Source organism: Cryobacterium sp. Hz9, assembly GCF_004402825.1.
In the GTDB taxonomy this organism is placed as follows: domain Bacteria; phylum Actinomycetota; class Actinomycetes; order Actinomycetales; family Microbacteriaceae; genus Cryobacterium; species Cryobacterium gelidum.
Map to the genome: position 1 here is coordinate 273,146 of NZ_SOFC01000023.1, position 22,506 is coordinate 295,651.

22 protein-coding genes are annotated in these 22,506 nt (G+C 65.7%); 13 read left to right on the top strand and 9 right to left on the bottom strand.

The genetic code is table 11. The annotated features are described in order from the left end of the window. Positions 1–38: 38 nt before the first annotated feature. Positions 39–263: a DUF3107 domain-containing protein gene (locus tag E3N85_RS13725; RefSeq protein ID WP_092108379.1), complete on the top strand. Its 225-nt coding sequence runs from the start codon at positions 39–41 to the stop codon at positions 261–263. Positions 264–269: 6 nt separating this feature from the next. Then, positions 270–572, top strand: coding sequence for a hypothetical protein (locus E3N85_RS13730; RefSeq protein ID WP_134464066.1), 303 nt, complete (start codon positions 270–272; stop codon positions 570–572). A 28-nt stretch (positions 573–600) separates the two neighbouring features. Here E3N85_RS13730 and E3N85_RS13735 read toward each other — a convergent pair whose 3' ends face one another. Further along, positions 601–1,233 (bottom strand): ferritin-like fold-containing protein, encoded by a 633-nt coding sequence (locus E3N85_RS13735; RefSeq protein ID WP_134464068.1) that lies wholly within the window; start codon positions 1,231–1,233, stop codon positions 601–603. 229 nt (positions 1,234–1,462) lie between these two features. Here E3N85_RS13735 and E3N85_RS13740 point away from each other — a divergent pair, with 229 nt between their 5' ends. After that, positions 1,463–3,043 carry a DEAD/DEAH box helicase gene (locus E3N85_RS13740; RefSeq protein ID WP_134464070.1) on the top strand — a complete coding sequence of 527 codons (1,581 nt, stop codon included), beginning with the start codon at positions 1,463–1,465 and terminating at the stop codon, positions 3,041–3,043. Between the two features lie 191 nt (positions 3,044–3,234). Here the strand turns inward: E3N85_RS13740 and E3N85_RS13745 are convergent, their stop codons facing one another. Further along, positions 3,235–4,104, bottom strand: a complete 870-nt coding sequence (locus tag E3N85_RS13745; RefSeq protein WP_134464072.1) for a PHP domain-containing protein — start codon at positions 4,102–4,104, stop codon at positions 3,235–3,237. A gap of 97 nt (positions 4,105–4,201) precedes the next feature. Between E3N85_RS13745 and E3N85_RS13750 the strand changes: the two genes are divergently transcribed. After that, positions 4,202–5,239: an endonuclease/exonuclease/phosphatase family protein gene (locus E3N85_RS13750; RefSeq protein WP_134464074.1), complete on the top strand. Its 1,038-nt coding sequence runs from the start codon at positions 4,202–4,204 to the stop codon at positions 5,237–5,239. A 70-nt stretch (positions 5,240–5,309) separates the two neighbouring features. Continuing rightward, positions 5,310–6,854: an aminopeptidase P family protein gene (locus E3N85_RS13755; protein WP_134464076.1), complete on the top strand. Its 1,545-nt coding sequence runs from the start codon at positions 5,310–5,312 to the stop codon at positions 6,852–6,854. A gap of 16 nt (positions 6,855–6,870) precedes the next feature. Here E3N85_RS13755 and E3N85_RS13760 read toward each other — a convergent pair whose 3' ends face one another. Beyond that, the gene (locus tag E3N85_RS13760) at positions 6,871–7,401 is read right to left on the bottom strand and encodes a general stress protein (RefSeq protein ID WP_134464078.1); all 531 of its coding nucleotides are present in this window, start codon (positions 7,399–7,401) and stop codon (positions 6,871–6,873) included. Between the two features lie 95 nt (positions 7,402–7,496). Between E3N85_RS13760 and E3N85_RS13765 the strand changes: the two genes are divergently transcribed. The 3 genes from E3N85_RS13765 to E3N85_RS13775 are packed head-to-tail and all read left to right on the top strand — an operon-like array spanning position 7,497 to position 10,535. Beyond that, on the top strand, positions 7,497–8,828 hold the full coding sequence (locus E3N85_RS13765) for a magnesium transporter MgtE N-terminal domain-containing protein (protein WP_134464080.1): 1,332 nt from the start codon (positions 7,497–7,499) through the stop codon (positions 8,826–8,828). After that, positions 8,815–9,381 carry a DUF1003 domain-containing protein gene (locus tag E3N85_RS13770; RefSeq protein ID WP_134464082.1) on the top strand — a complete coding sequence of 189 codons (567 nt, stop codon included), beginning with the start codon at positions 8,815–8,817 and terminating at the stop codon, positions 9,379–9,381. Before E3N85_RS13765 ends, E3N85_RS13770 begins: the two co-directional genes overlap by 14 nt. Continuing rightward, positions 9,378–10,535, top strand: a complete 1,158-nt coding sequence (locus E3N85_RS13775) for an Mrp/NBP35 family ATP-binding protein (protein ID WP_134464084.1) — start codon at positions 9,378–9,380, stop codon at positions 10,533–10,535. Before E3N85_RS13770 ends, E3N85_RS13775 begins: the two co-directional genes overlap by 4 nt. Before the next feature lie 3 nt (positions 10,536–10,538). Here E3N85_RS13775 and ppk2 read toward each other — a convergent pair whose 3' ends face one another. Together ppk2 and E3N85_RS13785 are read right to left on the bottom strand one after the other, a co-directional pair. Next, positions 10,539–11,360: a polyphosphate kinase 2 gene (gene ppk2, locus E3N85_RS13780; protein ID WP_134464086.1), complete on the bottom strand. Its 822-nt coding sequence runs from the start codon at positions 11,358–11,360 to the stop codon at positions 10,539–10,541. Positions 11,361–11,394: 34 nt separating this feature from the next. Continuing rightward, on the bottom strand, positions 11,395–11,784 hold the full coding sequence (locus E3N85_RS13785) for a sec-independent translocase (RefSeq protein ID WP_134464088.1): 390 nt from the start codon (positions 11,782–11,784) through the stop codon (positions 11,395–11,397). An 87-nt stretch (positions 11,785–11,871) separates the two neighbouring features. On the opposite strand from E3N85_RS13785, the gene E3N85_RS13790 reads away from it, so the two are divergent. Then, positions 11,872–12,504, top strand: coding sequence for an O-methyltransferase (locus E3N85_RS13790; RefSeq protein WP_134464090.1), 633 nt, complete (start codon positions 11,872–11,874; stop codon positions 12,502–12,504). A gap of 73 nt (positions 12,505–12,577) precedes the next feature. Here E3N85_RS13790 and E3N85_RS13795 read toward each other — a convergent pair whose 3' ends face one another. The 3 genes from E3N85_RS13795 to dapE form a co-directional block, all read right to left on the bottom strand. Beyond that, a complete protein-coding gene (locus E3N85_RS13795) occupies positions 12,578–12,754 on the bottom strand; it encodes a DUF3117 domain-containing protein (RefSeq protein ID WP_134464092.1) in 177 nt (58 codons plus the stop codon). A 104-nt stretch (positions 12,755–12,858) separates the two neighbouring features. Further along, a complete protein-coding gene (locus E3N85_RS13800; protein WP_241978510.1) occupies positions 12,859–14,127 on the bottom strand; it encodes a hypothetical protein in 1,269 nt (422 codons plus the stop codon). Further along, positions 14,103–15,224, bottom strand: a complete 1,122-nt coding sequence (gene dapE / locus E3N85_RS13805; RefSeq protein ID WP_241978511.1) for a succinyl-diaminopimelate desuccinylase — start codon at positions 15,222–15,224, stop codon at positions 14,103–14,105. Before dapE ends, E3N85_RS13800 begins: the two co-directional genes overlap by 25 nt. Positions 15,225–15,241: 17 nt before the next feature. Between dapE and dapD the strand changes: the two genes are divergently transcribed. Beyond that, entirely contained in the window at positions 15,242–16,228 is a 987-nt protein-coding gene (dapD, locus tag E3N85_RS13810) for a 2,3,4,5-tetrahydropyridine-2,6-dicarboxylate N-succinyltransferase (RefSeq protein WP_134464094.1), read from the top strand. A gap of 95 nt (positions 16,229–16,323) precedes the next feature. Then, entirely contained in the window at positions 16,324–18,978 is a 2,655-nt protein-coding gene (locus E3N85_RS13815; RefSeq protein WP_134464096.1) for a penicillin acylase family protein, read from the top strand. Between the two features lie 129 nt (positions 18,979–19,107). Here the strand turns inward: E3N85_RS13815 and E3N85_RS13820 are convergent, their stop codons facing one another. Next, positions 19,108–20,685: an HNH endonuclease signature motif containing protein gene (locus E3N85_RS13820; RefSeq protein ID WP_134464098.1), complete on the bottom strand. Its 1,578-nt coding sequence runs from the start codon at positions 20,683–20,685 to the stop codon at positions 19,108–19,110. Between the two features lie 329 nt (positions 20,686–21,014). Between E3N85_RS13820 and E3N85_RS13825 the strand changes: the two genes are divergently transcribed. After that, entirely contained in the window at positions 21,015–21,632 is a 618-nt protein-coding gene (locus tag E3N85_RS13825) for a hypothetical protein (protein ID WP_134464100.1), read from the top strand. A 371-nt stretch (positions 21,633–22,003) separates the two neighbouring features. Further along, complete coding sequence (locus E3N85_RS13830) at positions 22,004–22,483, top strand: hypothetical protein (protein ID WP_134464102.1); 480 nt, start codon at positions 22,004–22,006, stop codon at positions 22,481–22,483. The last annotated feature ends 23 nt before the right edge of the window (positions 22,484–22,506 follow it).

A 22,506-nucleotide genomic window follows, 5' to 3' on the forward strand; every position in this document is an offset into this window, starting at 1 on the left:
TGTCGTACTCTGGGCGCAAGGCTACGAAAGGCAGTTCGGTGGATATTCGCATTGGTATTTTCAACTCTCCGCGGGAGATCGGTTTTGAGACTTCGCAGCCAGCGACCGAGATTGAGGAGACCGTTGCGGCGGCCCTCTCCGGTCAGACCGGCTATCTGAAGCTCAGTGACAGCAAGGGGCGGGTGTACATCGTTCCCACGGTGGGCCTTGCCTACGTCGAACTCGGCAGCGAAGAATCGCGCCGCGTCGGTTTCGTCGCCTAACCAGCCATGGAGCTTCTGTTCGTCGCGCTGCTCGGCGCGGTCATCGGCCTCGCCGCGCGGTATTTTCTCCCCGGTCGGTCGACCCAGGGTTCGGTGCTGGTTCCGGCGATCGGAACCGTTGCGGCATCCGCTCTCTGGGTAGCGCTGACCTGGCTCGGCTTGGATTGGGCCACTGGGTGGATCTGGTGGATGTCCCTCGTGGGCACCGTCGTCGTATCCGTCGTGCTCAATCTTGTGATCAGCAGACGACGCATTCACGGCGACCGGCGGATGCTGCAACGGCTCGCCAACGCAGCGTCCGCCGCCTAGGACTTCGGCCGGTTCGCTGGGTGAACGGCTAGGCGGTGAGGCCGAGGCCGTCCATGCGGCGGGTGTGCGCTGCGATGAGCTCGGTGAAGACCGGTTCGATGCGCGCCTCGGCACCCTCGGCAGGGTCGGCGGCCGGCATGGCCGACCGGGCCACGAGCAGGGTGTCACCGACGAGTCGGCGGCCCCACATGGCCAGCCGTGAGCCAAGCGCCACGTCGTTCTCGATGGCGGTTTGTAATTCCTGTATCAGCACACCGGTGCCGGAATCTTCACCGAGCAGCTGCGCCACTCGGGGCCCGATGTCGCGCGGCAGGCCATCCGACAGGCGAATAAAGAAATCATCGAGCAAACCACCGCAGAGGTAGCAGCTCAGGAGCAGCTCGTGCCACTCGGCGCCGCTGGTTTCGCGGCGAAACCCATCGAGGGCCACGACGAACGGGGCCATCTCGGTGGCCGGCTCGTGCCCGCGGCGTCGAATCTCGGTAATCAGACCGTGATGCTTGCTCAGTGCTCGACCGGCGGCCGTGCTGAGTCCCTCCTTCACGGCGAGGTTCGGCGCCGTGGCTACGGCCCGTGCCAGACTTTCAAACTCGCCGAGCTCGCGGTACGCGGCCTGGCCGAGAAAATGCCGCACTCCGGGAGCGAGCGAACTGATGTCCATTTTTTCTGTTGGCTGGAGCACCCCGCGGGCGGAAAGCCGCGGAGCTTCAGTGCGCTGCGGGCGCCGACCGGACCACGTGACCACGGGCTTAGCTTAGGACAGCGCGCCTGTGGCCGCGGTACAGACGGGGCAGTAAGGTGGAATTACGTCGCCGGCAAGGATCGGTGGCCGCTGCCCGAGACGCAAAAACGGGCGCACTTCGCTTCCAGTTAATGACAGGCATACATTCGTGACTTTCTCCGAACTTAATATTGACCAGGACATGGTCGACTCCCTTGCTGCCAAGGGCATCCTTGAACCGTTCCCCATCCAGACCCAGACCATCCCCCTCGCCCTGGCCGGCCAGGACATCATCGGTCAGGCTAAGACCGGCACCGGCAAGACCTTTGGTTTCGGCCTTCCGGTCATCCAGCGCCTCGGCCTCGACCCCGAGCCCGGCGTGCAGGCGCTCATCGTCGTTCCAACCCGAGAACTGTGCGTGCAGGTCTCGGAGGACCTCGAGCTCGCCGCGACGGGCCGCAACACCAAGATCGTTTCCATTTACGGTGGCAAGGCCTATGAGGGCCAGATCGAACAGCTCAAGGCCGGCGCGCAGATTGTCGTCGGAACTCCCGGCCGCCTGCTCGACCTCGCCAGCCAGCGCCTGCTCACTCTCGCCAACGTGCGCGAAATGGTACTCGACGAAGCAGACAAGATGCTCGACCTCGGTTTTCTCTCCGACATCGAGAAGCTTTTCGCGCAGACCCCGTCGACCCGCCACACCATGCTGTTCTCGGCGACGATGCCCGGACCGATCGTGGCCCTGGCCCGACGCTTCATGAACCGCCCGATTCACATTCGCGCGACCGACCCCGATGAAGGCCTGATGCAGGCCAACATCGAGCACCTCGTCTACCGCGCCCATAACATGGACAAGGACGAAGTCATCGGCCGCATCCTCATGGCGGAGGGCCGCGGCAAGACCATCATCTTCACCCGTACCAAGCGCGCCGCCGCGAAGCTCGTCGAGGAACTGGGCGATCGTGGCTTCAACGCCACGGCCGTGCACGGCGACCTGAATCAGGAGCAGCGCGAACGTGCCATGGCGAGTTTCAAGAGCGGTAAGAAGGAAATTCTGATCGCAACGGATGTCGCAGCTCGCGGCATCGACGTTGAAGACGTCACCCACGTGATCAACCACACCATTCCCGAAGACGAGAAGGCATACCTGCACCGCGTCGGCCGCACCGGTCGCGCCGGCAAGAACGGCATCGCCGTGACCTTCGTCGACTGGGATGACCTGCACAAGTGGTCGCTGATCAACAAAGCCCTCGACTTCGGCCAGCCGGAACCGATGGAAACCTACTCGTCATCGCCGCACCTCTACACCGATCTGAACATCCCAGCCGGCTCCAAGGGCCGCCTGCGGGCAACCCCGGTGAAGGATGTCGCCGCTGGTGATGCGCGCACCGGCGGCGCCGGTCGTTCCGGCGGGGCACGCTCCGGCGCCGGCAGTCGTTCCGACTCGGGTCGTTCCGGCGCTGCACGCTCTGGTCGTTCTGAGGGAGGTCGCGGTTCCGGCCGTGGCGATTCCGCGCGCAGCTCAGACCGCCCGGCGACAAGCCCGGTAGCCTCCGGTGCCGACGAGGCGAGTCGGCCCACTCGGTCGCGCACCCGCGTTGGCTCCAGCACCAACCCGGACGCCCCGGCCGCGACCTCCGCTGCCGGCACCCACGATGGCGGCGGAGCCGAGCACCACGACGGCAACAGCGCGCCGCTGCGTCGCAGCCGCACGCGTCGTCGCTCTCCGCAGTCCGGCAGCACCATCTAACAACGAAACAGAACCATCCGCGCCCGGCTCTCGGGCTGTCGCCGTTTCGGCCGTGGCAGCCCCGGGGCCGGGCGTTCCTGTTTCCCGCCACACTCGTTCGCGGCGCCGTTGTTTCGTATGCGTTGGTTTCACGCGCCGCCGTTTCACCGCGCGCTGAAACTGGCGACGCCGCGGCATTCGCTGCCGAAAGATCAGCCGTAGATGGGAGCCGAACCGCGGCCCTCGGCGATGATGCGCTCGAGCACCTCGGGGGCGGTCGTGTTCTCGCCGAGCCGGTTGGGTTTGCCGGTGCCGTGGTAATCACTCGAGCCAGTGACGACCAGCCCGAACTTGGCAGCCAGCTCACACAGCCGGGCCGTGGGTTCGGGCTTGTTCTCGCGGTGCCCCAATTCGAGGCCGAACAGTCCGGCTTCGACCAGGGTCTTCAACCGAGATTCCGCCACAATATCGCCGATCCCGCGGGTGGCAGGGTGGGCGATGACCGGCACTCCCCCGGCGGCTCGCACGAGTTGGATCGCCCGCAACGGATCGGGGGCATAGTGCGGCTGGTAGTAGCCGGCCTTCCAGTGGAGGATGCCCGCGAAGGCGGCGCTGCGATTGAGGGCGTGACCGCGGGCGACGAGGGCGTCGGCGATGTGCGGCCGGCCAACGGTCGCCTCCGGAGTGGTCTGCGCGAGCACGTCGTCCCAGCTCAGGTCGTAGTCCGCGCCGATGCGGGCGACCATCTGTTCGGCCCGGGTGAAACGTGCGGCACGCACGCGGGTCAATTCGGCGAGCAGGGCCGAATCGGCCGGGTCGAAGAGATATGCCAAAAGATGCACACTGGCGTACTGCACCCGGGTGCTGAATTCCATTCCGGGAATAAGTGTCATGTGTTCAACTTCCGCTGCAGCGGATGCTTCGGGCCAACCGGCCGTCGAGTCGTGGTCGGTCAGCGCGATGGTGCCGAGGCCGGCAGCGGCAGCGGCCCGCACGAGTTCGGCGGGGGTCTCGGTGCCGTCCGACACGCTCGAATGTGCGTGCAGGTCGATCGGACCATGGAATTGCCGCGCGACTGCCATGCCCCCATGCTAGTTGGCCGCCCTCCGGCCCATGGCCGCGGCGTCGGGCCCGGGCCGACGGGGGATTCCCCAGAATTCTGATCTAGGGTTCAATCCAATGTTCCCTCGACTCCTTCGGGCGCTTCTTCTGGTCGGCGCGGCCGCTTTCCTGCTGGTCTGCACCTGGCCGCAGGCGTTCGGCCTGCACAACAGCTGGGTCGTGGCCCACCTTGTGTCTTTTCGTGCCATCGCCGTGATCGGCGCGGTTGTCGGCCTCGTTCTGCTCGGGCTGCTTCGGTTCATTCGCCCGTTACGCCCAACCCTGGGCATGGCCGTGGTGTTGCTCGCTCTCTTCGGGGTGGCCAATGTCGGCATCCTGGCCTCCCGTGGATTCACTGCCAGCACCGCTCAGGTCAGCACCGAAGCGGGTGTCAGCTCCGTCACCGTATTGAGCTGGAACACGCTCGGTGATGTCCCCGGCGCCGCGGTCATCGCCGACCTCGCCGTTGCGCAGAACGCCGACGTCGTCACTCTGCCCGAAACCACGGAAGAAACCGGCATCCTGATTGCCGAGGGGATGCGCGAGGCTGGACGGCCGATGTGGGTACACACGCTCGCTTTCGATCGGGTCTCCAAGGCTCGTTCTACAACCGTGCTGATCAGCCCCGACCTCGGTGACTATGTCGTGAGCAATGCAGCGGGGTCCGGCCCACCCGGCAACACCAACGTGCTGCCGACCGTCGTGGCCGAACCGACCGATGGCAGCGGCCCGACCATCGTCGCGGTGCACGCCGTCTCCCCCATTCAATACGAGATGTCGAACTGGCGCAGCGATCTCGACTGGCTCGCCACCCAGTGTCAGGGCGACAGCGTGATCATGGCGGGCGACTTTAATGCCACGCTCGACCACATGGCCGGCCGGGCAGGCGGAGGCACCGGCGCTGTGCTCGGCAACTGCGTGGATGCCGCGCTGTCGGCCGGTGCGGCATCCGTCGGCACCTGGCCCACCAGCATTCCCGCCCTGCTCGGCAGCCCCATCGACCACGTCATGGTCACCCCGAACTGGCAGGTGGCCACGCTGCGGGTGATCGAGACGCTCGATGACGCCGGCAGCGACCACCGGCCGATCGTGACCACACTCACACCGGCTCCGTAGAGCCGGTCCGGCGCAGGATCGGCAGGCGCCGGATCAACATCCGTTCAGAGTGCGGTGCCAGAATGGAGGAATGGCTGATACCACTGCTTCCGCATTCATCCCCGCCGCGCGCTCGAACGAGAACCGCTCAACGACACCGGGCTCATCCGGCTTCAAATCGTTCATCGGCAGCGGATGGGCCGAACGCACCGACGTTCTGCCCCCGGCCCGCGAGCAGGCGCCCTTCGCTGCCGCGCGCCGCGCGCGCCTCTCCGCACAGTATCCCGGACAGCGCCTGATCATTCCAGCGGGCCGGTTGAAGCAACGCTCCAACGACACCGACTACGCCTTCCGCGCCCACTCCGCCTTCGCCCACCTCACCGGATGGGGCAGCGACAGCGAACCCGGTGCCGTGCTCGTGCTCGAACCAACCGCCGCCGGCGGCCACGACGCGACCCTGTACTTTCGGGAACGGGCCGGCCGCGACTCCGACGAGTTCTACGCCAACCCCGACATCGGCGAATTCTGGATCGGCCCACGCCCCTCGATCGCGCAGGTTGCCAGCGACCTCGCACTCGGTGTGCGCGGCATCGCCGACCTCGCCGACGTGCTGCGCTGTGCCGACAGTGCAACCCTCGTGCTGCGCGAGGCTGACCCGACCTTCACCGAACGAGTTGACGAGGCCCGCCTGCGCTTCGCCGCGGAACGTGTGCTCGGCAGCAACGCCTCCGATTCCGCGTTCAGCATCGAGATCAACGCCGAGCATGAGCCCGACGGGGCCCTGGCCCGCGATCTCTCCGAGCTGCGCCTCGTGAAGGACGCCTGGGAGATCGCACAGATGCGCCTCGCCGTCGCGGCCACCGCCCGCGGATTCGACGATGTCATCGCCGACCTGCCGCGATCGAGCGTGCACGCCCGCGGGGAACGCCTGGTCGAGGGCGTGTTCAACACCCGGGCCCGCAGCGACGGAAACACGGTCGGCTACGACACCATCGCTGCCTCCGGCCCGCACGCCTGCATTCTGCACTGGACCCGCAACGACGGCGTCGTCGCCCCCGGCGACCTCATCCTCATCGACGCCGGCGTGGAACTCGACAGCTACTACACCGCCGACATCACCCGCACCCTGCCGGTCAACGGCGTCTACAGCGAAGTACAGCGGCTGGTCTACGAAACCGTGCGTGAGGCAGCGGATGCCGCCTTTTCCGTCGCTCGCCCCGGCGCTGTCTTTCGTGATGTGCACGCCGCCGCGATGAACGTCATCGCTCGGCGCACCGCCGAGTGGGGCATGCTTCCGGTCACCGCCGAAGAGGCCCTGCAGCCGGAGAACGGCCAGCACCGCCGATACATGGTGCACGGCACCAGCCACCACCTCGGCATCGACGTGCACGATTGCGCGCAGGCACGCCGCGACATGTACATGGACGGAGTGCTCGAACCGGGCATGGTCTTCACCATCGAACCTGGACTGTACTTTCAGCCAGACGACCTCACCGTTCCCGCCGAGTTTCGCGGTATCGGCGTGCGCATCGAAGACGACATCCTGGTGACAGAGACGGGGGCCGAGAACCTCTCCGCAGCCATCCCCCGCACCGCCAGCGAGGTCGAGGCCTGGATAGCGGCCGCCCACCGCTAAACCTGCTCGCGCGTGACTACACGGGGGGCGTAGTGGCTTCCGGGACTTCAGGTGCGGCGGGAGAGCCGGAGAGCAGATTGCGGGCCCGGTTTACCAGCTCGGCATCGACGATGACCTGATAGTTGGTCGCGATGACCTGCATGGTCGACGTGAAGTCACGCCGCCGCCGGTTGATGGCGTAGCTTGCGATGCCCAGCAGCATGCCGAACCCGGCGCCCATGATGAGGGCGGCAAACACAAACGGCAGGCTCGACCCGGTCGGCGAGAACAAAAAAAACAGAATTCCGAAAAATATTCCCAGCCAGGCACCGGACGCCGCGCCCGCAAGAGCCACTCGGCCGTAGGTGAGTTTGCCGGTCACCCGCTCAACACTCTTGAGGTCGTTGCCCACGATCGAGAGCTCTTTCACGGGAAAGTCGGCTTTAGCGAGCGCGTCGACGGCGCCCTGCGCGTCAGCGTACGTGCTGTAGCTGCCGAGCACTTCACCGCGCGGCAGCACGGGAGGCAGCACCGGGCGCCGGCGGGAAAAAAGACTCTGGTTGCTCATAGGCACATTCTTCCACGTCGGCCTGACTGTGTGTCTGAATGACGAACCGTTCGCGCCGGGCCACCATTGTCGGGCCAGTGGCCTACATTTATAGTGTGAGTGCCACCAGAGTTTTTGTTGCCCGACTGGCCGGGTGCATCGTTTTCGACCCCGCGGGCGACCGCGTGGGCAAGGTGCGCGATGTTCTCGTGGTGTACCGAAAAAACGACCCGCCCAGCGTCGTCGGTCTGATCGTGGAGATCCCCGGCAAGAGACGCGTGTTCGTGTCGATCAACCGGGTCACCAGCATCGGCAGCGGCCAGATCATCACGACCGGCCTGATCAACGTGCGCCGCTATGAACAGCGCGGCGGTGAAGTGCGCGTCATCGCCGAATTGCTCGGCCGCAAAGTGCTCTTCACCGACGGCTCCGGCGAGGCGACCATCGAAGACGTCGCGATCAAGGAAGGCACAGAGGCCGACTGGGCCATCAGCCAGCTGTTTGTACGCCGGCCCAAGACCAGCGCCTCGCCCTTCGTCAAGGGCGTCACGAATTTCGCCACCTGGGCCGAGGTTCGCGAGAAAAAAACCGAGGGGCAGGCGCAATCCGCCGAGCACCTCATTGCGACCTATTCTGATCTCAAGCCGGCCGACCTGGCCAATACCTTGCTCGACCTGCCGCGCGAGCGCATGTTCGAGGTGGCCGGTGAGCTGCCCGACGATCGCCTCGCCGACGTGCTCGAGGAGATGCCTGAATCCGATCAGGTCGGCATTCTCACCAGCCTCGGCGACGCCCGCGCCGCCGACGTGCTCGACCAGATGCAGCCGGACGACGCGGCCGACCTCATCGCCCAGCTGCCCGAAGAACGCGGCGAGCAACTGCTCGACCTGATGGAGCCCGAAGAGGCCGAAGACGTACGTTTTCTGCTCTCCTACGCCCCCGACACCGCCGGTGGGCTCATGACGACCGAGCCGATCATCGTCTCGGCCGACGCCACCGTCGCTGAAGGGCTCGCGCGTATCCGTCGTCACGACCTGGCACCGGCCCTTGGCGCGGCGATCTGCGTCACCCTGCCCCCTTACGAAGCACCCACCGGTCGTTTTCTGGGCATGGTGCATTTTCAGCGGATGCTGCGCTACCCGCCCCACGAACGCCTCGGCACGCTGCTCGACGCCGGCCTGGACCCGGTAACCGCGGACACCTCGGCCGCTGAAGTCAGCCGGATCCTCGCGAGCTATGACCTGGTCTCGGTGCCGGTGGTCGATGAGAATTACCGACTGGTCGGGGTGGTGACGATTGATGACGTGCTCGACTACCTGCTGCCCGACGACTGGCGCAGCCACGACGGCAATGATGATGTGCGCCGCCGCGCCACCGCTCGCAGCGAATTGAGAACCGGCAGCATTCCGCTGCCCGGAGCGCAAAGGACGACTCGTGGCCCGCAATAACCGCGCCGACCTGCGCCTGGATGCGCCCAAGGGCCTGCGCACCGGCAACCTCGTGGGTCTTGGCCGCAATGGCCACAGCCGGGACAGCTTCGGCCGCTTCACCGAGGCCATCGCCCGCGGCATGGGGACCCCCTGGTTTTTGCTCGGGCTCACCCTGTTCGCCGTCGCCTGGATCTCCTGGAACACCCTCGCCCCGGAGGCGTGGCGGTTCGACTCGGTTGCGCTCGGCTTCATCGCGCTGACCCTTGTGCTCTCGATGCAGGCTTCCTACGCCGCGCCGATGATTCTGCTCGCGCAGAACCGGCAGGACGACCGCGACCGGGTGCAGTTCGAGCAGGACCGGCAGCGGGCCGAACGCACCCTCGCCGACACCGAGTACCTCGCCCGTGAGGTCGTGGCGCTGCGCATTGCCATCAAGGACATGGCCTCGAAGGACTTCATTCGCGGAGAATTGCGAGCGTTGCTCGAGCATTTGGACGAGCGCAGTGACGAGCGCAGTCAATCTGACGACGTCCCTGACAGCAGCACCATGGAAAGCCGCCCACGCGCATGATTCCTGCTCCACTGAGCGACAGCATCCGCTCGCGGGTCTTCACGGCGTTGGCCGGGGTGACCGACCCGGAGATTCGCAAGCCCATCACCGATCTCGACATGGTGTCGGACGTGACGGTGAGCGAGACGGGACAGGTGACCGTTGGCATCCGCTTGACCATTGCCGGCTGTCCGGCCGCGCAGCGCATCGAGAGCGATGTTCTGGCCGCGGCCGAGTCGGTGTCCGGGGCCGGCCGGGCGAGCGTCGAGGTGGCGATCATGACGCGCGAGCAACGCACCGCGCTCACCGAGAAGCTGCGCGGCGGCCAGCTGGAACGCAGCGTGCAGTTCGGCCCGGAGTCGCTCACCCGGGTGTACGCGATCACGAGTGGTAAGGGTGGCGTCGGCAAGTCCACCGTCACCGCCAATTTGGCCGTGGCGCTAGCCGGCGAGGGCCTGCGCGTGGGCATCGTCGACGCCGACGTACACGGCTTCAGCATTCCCGGCCTGCTCGGCCTGGTGCACGACGGGCTCGCGGTGAAGCCGACCCAGGTCGGTGACATGATCTTGCCGCCGATCGCGCACAATGTGAAGGTCATCTCGATCGGCATGTTCATCGACGACGCGTCGTCCGCGGTCGCCTGGCGCGGCCCGATGTTGCACCGCACCATCAAGCAGTTTCTCACCGACGTCTACTTCGGTGATCTGGACGTGCTGCTGCTCGACCTGCCGCCGGGTACCGGCGACGTCGCCATCACGGTCGGCCAGCTGTTGCCCCACGCCGAGGTCATCGTTGTCACCACCCCGCAGGCTGCCGCGGCCGATGTGGCCGAACGCAGCGGTATCGTGGCCAGGCAGACCGGCCAGAGCGTCTACGGCGTGATCGAAAATATGGCGGCGATGGTGCAGCCCGACGGAAGCCTGCTCGAGCTGTTCGGCTCGGGCGGCGGCGCCGAGGTCGCCAGGCGACTGTCCATCGGGCAGCCCGCCCCGGTGCCGGTGCTCGCGCAGGTTCCGCTCAGCCTGCCGTTGCGTACCGGCGGGGACGTCGGCCTGCCGGTTGTGCTCGGCGCTCCCGACGATCCCGCCGCCCGTGCCATTCTGGGGTTGGCCCGCAGCATGAAGACGCGCGCCAGGGGCTTGGCCGGCCTCAGCCTGGGTCTCAGGCCCCGCTAGCGCTTAGTCCTTCGGCTTGCTCAGCGTCGCTGCATGGTCGGGAACCTGGTGGTTCTCCTCGCGCGGCGGCCGCTCATAGTCAGAGTCCGGCGGGCGCGGCGGAATGTGCACCCTGGGTGGGTCGGTCTTCTCGTAGGGAATGAGCGAGAGCAGATGGCTGATCACGTTCAGCCGTGACGCTCTTTTGTCCTCACTCTCGATCACCCACCAGGGTGCCTCGGCGATGTCGGTGTGCACGAACATCTCATCTTTGGCCTTGGAGTAATCACTCCATTTGGTGATCGAGAGCACGTCCGTTTCGGAGAGCTTCCAGCGCCGCATCGGGTCGTTCAGGCGCGAGCGAAACCGCCGTTCCTGCTCCAGGTCAGAAACCGAAAACCAGTATTTGACCACCAGAATTCCGTCTTCCACCAGCATCCGCTCGAACAACGGTGCCTGGTGCAGAAACCGGCGGTATTCATCGGAAGTGCAGTAGCCCATGACCCGTTCCACGCCGGCGCGGTTGTACCAGGAGCGGTCCATCAGCACGATTTCACCGGTCGACGGCAGGTGCTCGATGTAGCGCTGAAAGTACCACTGGCCGCGCTGACGGTCGGTGGGCATCGGCAGGGCCACGATGCGAGCGACACGCGGGTTGAGATATTCGGTAATGCGTTTGATCGCCGAGCCCTTGCCTGCGGCATCGCGGCCCTCGAAAATCACCACGACCCGGGCACCGGAGGCCTTCACCCACTGTTGCATCGTGACCAGTTCGGCCTGCAGTCGGGCGAGTTCGGCCTCGTAGACATTCTTCTTGACGCGTTTGGGTTTCTTCAACGGAGACATCGACGTCTCTTTCTCCTCGGCGCTGCTGGACCGGCTACGTGGCCTCAGAATCGAATGGAGCCGGCTCGAGTGCGGTCAGGGCCGCATCCCGGGCACGCTTGCGTTTCAGGTAGGCGCCCTCGGGGTTGGGCTCGGCGCGAGAAATTGTTGCAGACTGCTCTTTGAGCGGGTCCTCGTCGGCGAGGGCTTCGCGAATGATGCGGCGCGGGTCATACTGGCGCGGGTCCAGTTTTTTCCAGTCCAGATCGTCGAATTCCGGGCCCATTTCGTCGCGCATGCGATCCTTGGCCCCGTTGGCCATATCGCGCAGCTGGCGCACCAGGCGACCCAGCTGTGCCGCATAGTGCGGCAATTTGTCCGGCCCTAGCAGGAAGACAGCGATGATCCCGATCAGAAGAATCTTCTCGAACGTCAGCCCAAACATGTCCTTAGAGTAGCCGTACGGCGAGGCATCCACAGACCACACGCGCCGCGGCCCTAGTCTTGACCTAATCATCTACTGGAGTTATCTGTGTCTGACATTGAACTGAACTGGAAATTCTCCGACGACTGTGTCGTGGAGTCCGAAGCCATCGCCCGAGCGCGCCAGCAATCCCTCGAACTCGGGATCGACCCGATCGCGCCCTCCGTCGGGGCGCAATCGGCCGTTGTGGCCGCCGCAACGGGGGCGCGCAGCATCCTCGAGGTCGGCACGGGGGCCGGAGTCTCGGGGATCTGGTTGCTGACCGGGGCCCCGGGGGCTACCCTGACGTCGATCGATACCGAGGTCGACCATCTGCAGCATGCGAAGGCAAACTTCACCGAGGCCAAGATTCCAGCCAACCGGGTGCGTCTGATCACCGGCAAGGCTGGTGAGGTTCTGCCGCGCATGAATGAGAATTCCTACGACATTGTGTTCATTGACGCCGACCCGCAGTCGGTCATCGAATACGTTGAACACGGCCTGCGCCTGGCTCGTCCGGGCGGGACCGTGCTCGTCGCACATGCCCTGTGGCGTGGCCGAGTCGCCGATCCGGCCCAGCGCGACGATGTCGCAACCGGGTTTCGTACCCTGCTGACCGAGATTGCCGCATCGAGCGCCGTGATCAGCGCCCTCTCCCCCGTTGGCGACGGGCTGCTGCAGATCACTAAACTGCGCGCCTAATCCGGCCGGAACGACCGAACGGCCGCGCAGTCACCCGCGCGGCCGTTCTTGTTTCATTCATCGGAACCCGAGGCTACTTTGCCACGGCGACAACTCCGGCGAGTGCGTCGTGAAGTTCCTTGGCCTCGGCGTCGTTGACTGAGACAACGAGCCGACCCCCACCTTCGAGCGGTACACGCACGATGATCAAGCGCCCCTCTTTTACCGCCTCCATTGGACCGTCTCCGGTCCGTGGCTTCATGGCCGCCATGAACTCCCCTTCCATTCGTCTTTGTACCCCCATTATCGACCATCTCGGCCCGAGACGTAAATTCGGGTCGGACTGAGTGTCAGATCGGGGCGTTCCGGCTGAGGTTAGGGCGGGGTCCAGTCATACCCGTCCACGCCCCAGCAGATCAGCAGCCAGCCCCATTGGCCGGCCACGAAAAGCAGAACGATCGCCACCCGGTAGACCCGGCTGCGTGGCAGCGCGGCCGCGCCGAGCAGCGGAAAAATCGGCATGAGAAGCCGAAACGTACTGGATTGCGGAAAGAACACCGCGAGCAGGTACAGACCGTAGCTGGCCAGCCACAACCGCAGATCTATGCCGAGCCGGCGTACGGCCGGCGTGAACAGGAGCAGGGCGAAGGCCAGAATGAGGGCGGTGACCACGACGATGCCCCACGGGCTGCCGAGCCACCACACCCCGCTTTGAAACCAGGCGGTGAACGGCACGAGCTCCTGGTACCCGATATACGGTGCGCGCCAGGCCAGCTCAGTATCGGTGTACGCCATCACATCGCCAGTGGCCGCCCAGGCGGCGACGGGCCAGGCCAGCCCCATCAGCGCGCTGAACACGGCGACGGATGCCGCCAGCATCCGCTCTCGCACAGGAAACGGGTCGCGGGATCGCGTGACGAAACGGTAGATCACGTGCAGGCCGAGGGCCAAGGCGAATGCGAGCCCGCTCGGCCGGGTCAGGGCCATCACCGCGATGACAGGGTAGAGCATCCGGTAACGGCGTTCGAGCAGCAGGTAAAGGGCGAGGGTCAGAAAGAACAGGTACATCGATTCCGCGTAGGCGAACTGCAGAATCGGCGACAGCGGGGCGACGCAGAACAACACGACCGCGAACAGGGCCGTGTTCGACGGCTGCACCCGCGCCATCAGGCGGTAGAACAACAGCGCGGTGCCGAGGCTGAAAGCAACCGATACGAACACGGCCACCGGCGCCCACGGAAAGTTCGTCACTTCCATCAGCAGCCTGGCAAGCACCGGGTAACCGGGCATGAAAGCCCAGGCATTCTCACCGATTTGCCCGGTTTCGGTGATCGGCAGCACGCTCGGATACCCGACCGCCGCGACGATGTTGTACCAGCGACCGTCCCACATGGTCGCGAAATCGGTGTATTTCGGGTTCGCACCGGTCCAGGCGTTCGGCCCTTGCACGCTCGCCAACACGAGTACGAGGCTCGTCGTGATCAGGCGCGACAGGGCCCACACCACGACGACCTTGCCCCACCACGGGGTCAGCCGGTAGCGGGCGTGCCAGACGGCCGGCAGCCGGCGGGCGGGCGACCGTCGAGGGCGCAGCATCCGCTCGGTCATTCTGTGCGGGGTTATCGAACGGATGCGCTCAGCCACGCGCGCAGACCGTTTTCGCAGGCCGTGATCTCGGCCACGGCTACGCGTTCGTCGTCAGCGTGCGCCTTGAGCGGATCGCCTGGACCATAGTTGACGGCCGGAACGCCGAGGGCCGAGAAGCGGGCGACGTCGGTCCAGCCGTATTTGGGCGTAGCAACGCCGCCGACGGCGTTCAAGAAATCACGGGCGAGCGGGGCGTCGAGGCCAGGCCGGGCGCCTTCGGCGCGGTCCACGACGGTCAGGTCGTAGCCGGCGAACACCTCGCTCAGGTGGGCGACGGCTTCGTCGCCGCTGCGGCTCGGGGCGAATCGGTAGTTGACGTGCACCATGCACTCGTCGGGGATGATGTTGCCGGCGACTCCACCGGTGATGCCGACCGCGTTGAGGCCTTCACGATAGACGAGGCCTTCGACCTCGACCTCGCGGGCCTGATACTGGGCCAGAATGTTCAGAATGGGCGCGGCCTTATGAACGGCGTTCTCGCCGACCCAACTGCGCGCCGAGTGTGAGCGCAGGCCGAAGGTACGAATCTCGACGCGCAGGTTGCCATTGCAGCCGCCCTCGACCTGGCTCTTGGTCGGCTCCCCCAGAATCGCAAAGTCGCCCACGAACAGGTCGGGCCGGTTGCGGGCCAGCCGGCCGAGGCCGTTGAGCTCATCGGAGACCTCTTCGTGGTCGTACCACATCCAGGTCACGTCGACTCCGGGATTGCACAGTTCGGCGGCTAGCTTCAGCTGCACGGCCACGCCGGCCTTCATATCGACCGTGCCGCGGCCCCAGAGGTACTCGGTGCCGTCGATGGTCTCGAACCGGGTGGGCAGGTTGTTGTTGAGCGGCACGGTGTCGATGTGGCCCGCGATGACCACGCGCTGCGAGCGGCCCAGGTTGGTGCGGGCCACGACCGTGTCGCCGTCGCGAATGATCTCGAGGTGGTCGAAACCGTCGAGGGCGGCGACGATCGCGTCGGCGAGGGCGGTCTCCTGGCCCGAGACCGACTCGATATCGCAGATTTGCCTGGTCAGTTCGATCGACGTAGCCCTGAGGTCCAGCACGGTGAGTTTCGCTGGGGTGGACGGAGCCGAAGTCGTAGAAGTCACTCTACTAATCTAGAGGTATGCCCTCCGTTGTTTCCGAAAACGCCCTGCCCAGCTCGTCGACCCAGGCCTGGGGGTATGGTCTCGCGACCGTCGCCGCCGACGGCACCGTGCTCGACACCTGGTTTCCCTCCCCGGCACTCGGCTCCCTGCCGACCGGCCGCGATCGCTGGATTGTTCCGGCCGCGCTCAGTGAAGCCGCCGGCGACGATGCCCGCCGCGCGGTTCGCCTCGAAGCCGTCACGGTCGAAATCACGCTCGACACGGCACCGGCGAGCACCTCGGATGCCTACCTGCGGCTGCACCTGCTCTCCCACCTGCTCGTTCGGCCCAACAGCATCAATCTCGACGGCATCTTCGCGCACCTGCCCACCGTGGTCTGGACCAATGCCGGCCCGATGCTGCCAGACGATTTCGACCGGCTGCGCCCGAGCCTGCAGCGCGCCGGTATTCAGGCGAGCGGCGTCGACAAATTCCCGCCGCTGCTGAACTACGTCGTGCCGGCCGGCGTGAGAATAGCGGATGCCTCCCGTGTGCGGCTCGGCGCCCACCTCGCCCCCGGTACCACCGTCATGCACGAGGGCTTCGTCAACTTCAACGCCGGAACCCTCGGCTCCTCCATGGTCGAGGGCCGTATCTCACAGGGTGTCGTGGTCGGTGACGGCGCTGATATCGGTGGCGGCGCATCCATTATGGGCACCCTGTCTGGTGGTGGTACCCAGCGCATCTCGATCGGTGCCCGTGCCCTGCTCGGCGCCAATTCCGGTGTCGGCATCGCGATCGGTGCCGACAGTGTTGTCGAGGCCGGGCTCTACGTCACGGCTGGCACCAAGGTTGTTCTGGTCGGCGAACCGGTGCGCACGGATGGCACCCGCCCGACGGTGAAAGCGGTCGAGCTCTCCGGCGTGCCCAACCTGCTGTTTCGCCGCAACTCCCTCTCCGGTGCCGTCGAGGTGCTCGCCCGCACCGGCAGCGGCATCACCCTGAACGCCGCGCTGCACGCCTGAGGCCTGCCGGCTGAGCGGATGCCGGTGGGTTCCGCTAGCATCCGGATAGCGGCAGCCTGTAGCCGCGCGATTCACCCAACACACGAGGGAGTGCTGTGGGCACCGACGCACCGCGCAGCAAGGGGCACCGCCGTGTTCGGCGATTGGTGGTAGCGCTCGGGGTCGTAGCCACCCTGGTCTTGGTCACTGCAGGGTTCGGCGTGTGGACGGTGACCAGGTCATTTCCGACCCTGGCGGGCAGCGTCGACATCACGGGATTGTCGAGCGCGGTGACCGTGACGCGCGACGACGCCGGAATTCCCCAGATCACGGCACAGACCGCGGCCGACCTGTTTCTCGCCGAGGGCTACGTGCATGCGCAGGACCGCTTCTGGGAGATGGACTTTCGCCGGCACGTCACGAGCGGACGTCTGTCGGAACTGTTCGGAGAAAGTCAGGTCGGCACCGACACGTTCGTGCGCACCCTCGGCTGGCGAGCCGTCGCCGAGCAGGAAGTGGCCCTGCTTGACCCGGTGACCCTGAGCTATTACCAGTCCTACGCCGACGGCGTGAACGCCTACCTCGACACGCATCAGGGCGCCGACCTGTCACTCGAGTACGCCGTTCTGGGCCTGCAGAACCCCGGATATGAGGTCGAACCATGGACCCCGGCCGACTCGGTGGCGTGGTTGAAGGCCATGGCCTGGGACCTGCGTTCCAACCTCGACGACGAGATCGACCGGGCTCTGCTGTCGACGACGCTCACCCCCGCCGAGGTGAGTGAGCTGCATCCCGATTATCCGGCCGGCCAGCACCCCACCATCACCGGCAGCCAGGCCGTCACGGTGCCATCGGCCGGGGCGTCGGAAGCGGTCGACCCAAGCGCTGAATCAACGGATGTCCCCGCCGCGCTCGCACCGGCTTCGGTCGACTCCTACGCCGAGGCTCTCACTGAACTGCGCACACACCTCGGGTCGGTGCCCGAACTTCTCGGGCCGGCCGGCGGCGAGATCGGCTCCAATTCCTGGGTGGTCTCCGGCGCTCTGACCGACACCGGCATGCCCCTGTTGGCCAACGACCCGCACCTCGGACCGGCGCTGCCCTCGGTCTGGTACCAGGTCGGGCTGCGCTGTCAATCGATCACCGCTGACTGCCCGTTCGACGTGGCCGGGTACAGCTTCTCGGGCATGCCCGGTGTGATCATCGGACACAATGAGCGCATCGCCTGGGGCTTCACCAACCTCGGCCCCGACGTCGCCGACCTGTATATCGAGAAGATCTCCGGCGACAGCTACGAATTCGACGGCGTGAAGAAACCGTTGCTGCTGCGAGACGAGAAGATCTCCGTCGCCGGCGGCGACGATGTGAAAATTGAGATTCGTTCGACCGAGCACGGTCCGCTCTTGAGCGGCTTCGAGGGCACCGCGTACCCGAAGATCGCCAGTGACTTTCCCGAAGCCGCTGGGCTGCCAGCTCCCGCGCCGGTCGCCGAGGCAGGCGCTGATTCGGCCGGCGCTGATTCGACCGGAGCAGATACAACCACGTATGAGCTGTCGCTGCAGTGGACAGCGCTCACTCCGGGACGAACGGCATCCGCCATCTTCGCCCTCAACCAGGCGACCGACTGGACCAGTTTTCGCGCCGCGGCCTCCCTGTTCGAGGTGCCGGCGCAGAACCTGACCTATGCCGACGTCGACGGCAATATCGGCTACCAGGCGCCCGGGCTTATTCCCGTTCGGGCCAGCGGCAACGGCACCCTGCCGGTGCCGGGCTGGACCAGCCAGTACGCCTGGACCGGATTTATTCCGTTCGACGCCCTGCCGAGCACGTTCAATCCGCCGAGCGGATACATCGTCACGGCCAATAACGCCGCCACCGACCCGAGCTACCCCTATTTATTGACCGCCGATTGGGATCTGGGCTACCGGGCCAACCAAATCACGGCTCGATTGCAAGAACTCATCGCCGCGAAAACCCCGCTGACGGGCCGGTTGATGAGTGAGATTCAAGCTGACAACTACAGTGCCCTGGCCGCAGCTCTCGTTCCTGCCCTGCAACAGGTGCGGCTCACCGGCGACGCCGCCGAGGCGCAGAAGCTTCTCGACGGGTGGGATTACCAGGTCGACGCCGACAGTGCGGCGGCCGCCTACTTCAACGTGATCTGGCGTACGCTGCTGCAAGACATGTTCACCGGCAAGATCGATGAAGAAGCCGCTCTCACCGGCGGTGACCGGGCGTTCGCCGTCGTCACGCGCCTTCTCGATCAACCAGCCTCCCCCTGGTGGTCGAACCGCGCCAACGGCACCGTCGGCCAGGAGAGCATGCTGCGGCGGGTGATGATTGATGCCGCAGCTGAAGCTGCCGACCTGATGGGCTCGAACCCGGCCGCCTGGCAGTGGGGCAGCATCCACACGCTCGAGCTCAAGAACGCCAGTTTCGGCGAATCAGGGATCGCACCGTTGGAGTGGCTGTTCAACCGTGGGCCGTACGAGCTCGCTGGCGGTTCCGCTGTCGTGAACGCGGTCGGCTGGGATGCCGCCCAGGGCTACGAGGTGGACTGGGTGCCATCGATGCGACAGGTGATCAGCCTTGAAAACTTCGACGATTCCACTTGGATCAACCTCACCGGGGCATCCGGTCACGCCTTTCACACCAACTACACCGACCAGGCACCGCTCTGGCGTGATCACGAGACCCGCCCGTGGCTGTTCACCCCGGCCGCCATCAACAACAACGCGAGCAACACCCTGACCCTCCAACCGGCCTTGTAGGCAGCCAGGAATCGAGACTGAGCATTGCGCGGCCCCAAGTACTACGCGTGGTCGTCGTCGATCGCGTGACCCGGTCTCGGGTCGTGTCCAGATCGCAGGTCGAGCCCATCGAGACCGCCAGTGCGTGACTCACGGTTGTCGGCGGTGCCAGCCAGCCCCGGGCAGGTCCACCGACGCCAGGTCGAGTTGGAGCGTTGCTCCCGGCGGTGCGTCAAGCCGGAACGGCTCGTGCATGAGCGGGTTCTTGCTGGAGAGTGCGATCAATGTTTGGTCGGGGTCGATCTCAACCGGGGGTTGTAACCAATACAGGCCGTCTCTGAGAAGGATCTTCCAGTGTCGGTTATGGAGCAATAAATGGTGCGGAGCGCAGAGCAGCATCGCCTGGTCGATGTTGGACAGTCCCGGATCGGCTTGCCAATTCTCGATGTGGTGAGCCTCGGTCCACGACGGGGGTTGTTCGCAGCCGGGCCAGCGGCATCCGCCGTCGCGCACCGCGAGGCCCTGGCGTTGGTCGGCGGTGAAGAGGCGCTGGTCGCGGCCTACGTTGAGTGGCTGCCCCGCTTGGTCGAACAGGATTCCGAGGTAGCCCGTGTCACACAGGTGCCGGGAGATCGTCTCCCCCGACACCGGCGCCGGATTGCCCTCGAGATAGCCGAAGGACGCGGTGGGTGCAGGAAGGGTGGCCGGGGCAGTGGCAGGGCGGTCTCGTTCGGTGACGATGACGCGAACGACCGGGCGGCGTCCACCAAAGAGGGTGTTCGGGTCGGCGTCGGCGCCGAGCTTGAGCAGCTGAGTGAAGGAGTCCGCGGCGATCTGATCTACGGTGCGCGGGTCGTCCTTCACGCTCTGCGCCCACACGGCCCGTTCCGGGTCGACGAACCGCACGCCGCCGCGCCGCGGGCTGGTCAGCGCGTCGTACGTGGCCAACCACGTCTCGCCCTGCTCCGGCGGCAGCAGCGCGTGCAGGGTCACCATGCCGTCGGCACGCCGCCACAGCGACCAGGTCGTGTCGTCGCGGGCCTGCTTCTCTCGCGTCAAAATGCCTGCCGCATCAAGGTCGTCACGTACCCGCCGCGCCCGCTTGAAGGCTTGCTCGGTATTCATTCCCGCCGCCTCCACCACCAACACCCGCAGCGCCGCCGCAAGTTTCTCGGCCGTCACCGCCTGATCCAGCGTGCCCAAACCTCGAAGCAGCGCATCTCCGACGCCGGGCGAGAAGGTGCCGGCGGCGACCGCGTGCACAATTGGCGCCTGCCACGGCACCACCATCGGTGCCAGCGGCGGTGGCACCGGCGGTGCCAACGGGATTCCAGGCACCGAACTGGTTACCGGGACCGCTGGCATTGCCGGGCGGGGCTCGGCAGCTTGGCGTTCAGCGGTTTCGGTGTCACGCATCAGTACCCCGACGGCCAGCAGCCGGCCAGCCTCGATACGGCTGAGACCAGTAGCGTGCTGCACCATCAGGGTGGGGGTGCCAAACCCGTGCCGCGCCGCCATCCCCGACTGGCCCAGCTGCGGCCGAGACCGCTCTGCGATCGTGCCCGCCAGCAACGTCGCCGCCGTGCTGCTCAACCGCAGCAGGTCCGCGATCGGACCACGCGCCGCAAGCACCTCCGCATCGGACAAGCCAGCGAACTCGGCACTGGACCCACCCAACGCGGCGACAGCGGTCGCCGCCCGGGTAAGTTCCACTGCCACGTTGCTCATGATTCAACCCAACACCCGACCACCGACATTCCCGAGGAAAAATCACGGTTACAAGCACTAAACCGAGCAAATAAGCCGAAAGAATACCCAAAGAAATGTTTTTGTCGTCTTTCCTGGACGACCAGTCCATGTCTGCCATGCATCGACGCCAGTGCGGCAGCCACCACGACCCTCAGGGCGGTGCTGGCCGCGAGGCGTTTGGCCCTCAGCCCGGGGCGTCAACACAGCGGTGGATCGAGACCTGCCGACCTTCTAGCGTGGTTCAAGCCCGGACACCAGCCTGTGGATAGATCCGACGGTGTTGTACCAATCCGGTCTATGGTGACCGCATGCAAAATCCACCGCTACGCCGCCCCGCGCACGGAGTCGTGCGCACTGCTGCAGCGCTGTTCTTCGCCGTCGGCACACTGAGTGGATGCGTGGCCGCTCCCGCCCCGAGCAACACGGCAGAGCCGGTCGCGGTGGCAACGGCCGCGCCGACCGAGGCTCCCCCGGTCTTCGCCTCGAACGACGAGGCGCTGGCCGCCGCAAAGGCATCATATTCCGCATATACGGAGGGATCCAACCAGTTCGCGGCCTCGCCCGAGGCTACGAACGGGTCGAATGTGTTCAGCGAGCTGGTTAGTCAACGTTATCTCCCCGACGTAACGGCCTCACTCAACAGTTTCGCAGAGTCGAAACAAGTCGGACGTGGCGCGATTACCTTCGACACGGTTTCCCTCATGAGCTTTTCCGAACCGTCACCTGGACATGTTGAAGTCAGTCTCTATTTGTGCGCCGACGTGTCCACTCTTCGCATCATTGACGAGGCAGGGGTAGATATCACGGCAACAGACCGTTCCGAACGCACGCCCACGCAGGTTGGATTTGTTTCGAGCGACAAGGATGCATCGAAACTTTTAGTCGACAGGGAAGAGACATGGACCGGCCGAAATTTCTGTGGGTAACGTTAACACTCATGACGATTGTCCTCTGTTCGATTAGCGTCTCGAGTGCCTCCGGCTGCACACAACTTGGGCAATCATCCGGAGACTGCCCGCCACTGGAACCGCGTGCCCAGGCAATTGTGACTGGTCCGAGCGTCGACCTCTCGGCAGGCCACAACGGGAGTTCGAGTGGACGGGATAAAAATTACGCGGATTGGGGCAGGGGATCCGGCAGCGGGTCGGGCACGTCGACAGCGCCCAAGGAGTGCGCGCACGGCGACCCGGCGAAACCTGGTGTCACCACAATCCCCTGCGGCAACGGCTCATTCCTACCGCTGGCCCGGAACGGCGTAGCCGCAGCGCCCTGCGCCGGGTGCTCCCCCGCCACGATCGTGCGCGTCTCCGACCTGCAGAATTTTCCGGCGTACGCCGCGCCCGCGGGCATGGAGCCTGGCGGCTGGGCGATCGTCGGGTTGGCCGCGAACTTCTGGGCCACGGCATCCGCTCAAATAAGCGAAGGACTTCTGCTCGGCGAATCGGCCCAAGTCATGTTCACACCGATCGGCTACCGCTGGAACTACGGCGACGGCAGCACCTTAGCGTCCGCCGACGGCGGGGCGAGCTGGAAGGACCTCGGCTTCGCCGAATTCTCAGCGACCGACACCAGCCACGTCTACACAGCGAAGGGCACGTTCTCGGTCGTGCTCACCGTCGATTACAGAGCCGATTACACCTTCGGCGACCAAGGCTGGCGACCCGTCGAAGGCATCGTCACCGTGCCGTCGACACCGTTTACGGTGGTCGCAGCGCGGGAATCCACCGTGCTCGTCGCCGAAGATTGCCGGGCTAATCCCCGGGGCCCCGGCTGCTGACGTCGTCAGCACTCCAACGCCGC

Excerpts from the sequence above, each read along its gene's own strand:
- E3N85_RS13730 (WP_134464066.1), top strand. The coding sequence starts at position 270 with ATGGAGCTTCTGTTCGTCGCGCTGCTCGGCGCGGTCATCGGCCTCGCC.
- E3N85_RS13795 (WP_134464092.1), bottom strand. The coding sequence starts at position 12,754 with ATGGCGGCCATGAAGCCACGGACCGGAGACGGTCCAATGGAGGCGGTA.
- E3N85_RS13750 (WP_134464074.1), top strand. The coding sequence starts at position 4,202 with ATGTTCCCTCGACTCCTTCGGGCGCTTCTTCTGGTCGGCGCGGCCGCT.
- E3N85_RS13760 (WP_134464078.1), bottom strand. The coding sequence starts at position 7,401 with ATGAGCAACCAGAGTCTTTTTTCCCGCCGGCGCCCGGTGCTGCCTCCC.
- E3N85_RS13775 (WP_134464084.1), top strand. The coding sequence starts at position 9,378 with ATGATTCCTGCTCCACTGAGCGACAGCATCCGCTCGCGGGTCTTCACG.
- E3N85_RS13755 (WP_134464076.1), top strand. The coding sequence starts at position 5,310 with ATGGCTGATACCACTGCTTCCGCATTCATCCCCGCCGCGCGCTCGAAC.
- E3N85_RS13825 (WP_134464100.1), top strand. The coding sequence starts at position 21,015 with ATGCAAAATCCACCGCTACGCCGCCCCGCGCACGGAGTCGTGCGCACT.
- dapD (WP_134464094.1), top strand. The coding sequence starts at position 15,242 with ATGCCCTCCGTTGTTTCCGAAAACGCCCTGCCCAGCTCGTCGACCCAG.
- E3N85_RS13735 (WP_134464068.1), bottom strand. The coding sequence starts at position 1,233 with ATGGACATCAGTTCGCTCGCTCCCGGAGTGCGGCATTTTCTCGGCCAG.
- E3N85_RS13745 (WP_134464072.1), bottom strand. The coding sequence starts at position 4,104 with ATGGCAGTCGCGCGGCAATTCCATGGTCCGATCGACCTGCACGCACAT.
- ppk2 (WP_134464086.1), bottom strand. The coding sequence starts at position 11,360 with ATGTCTCCGTTGAAGAAACCCAAACGCGTCAAGAAGAATGTCTACGAG.
- E3N85_RS13820 (WP_134464098.1), bottom strand. The coding sequence starts at position 20,685 with ATGAGCAACGTGGCAGTGGAACTTACCCGGGCGGCGACCGCTGTCGCC.
- E3N85_RS13785 (WP_134464088.1), bottom strand. The coding sequence starts at position 11,784 with ATGTTTGGGCTGACGTTCGAGAAGATTCTTCTGATCGGGATCATCGCT.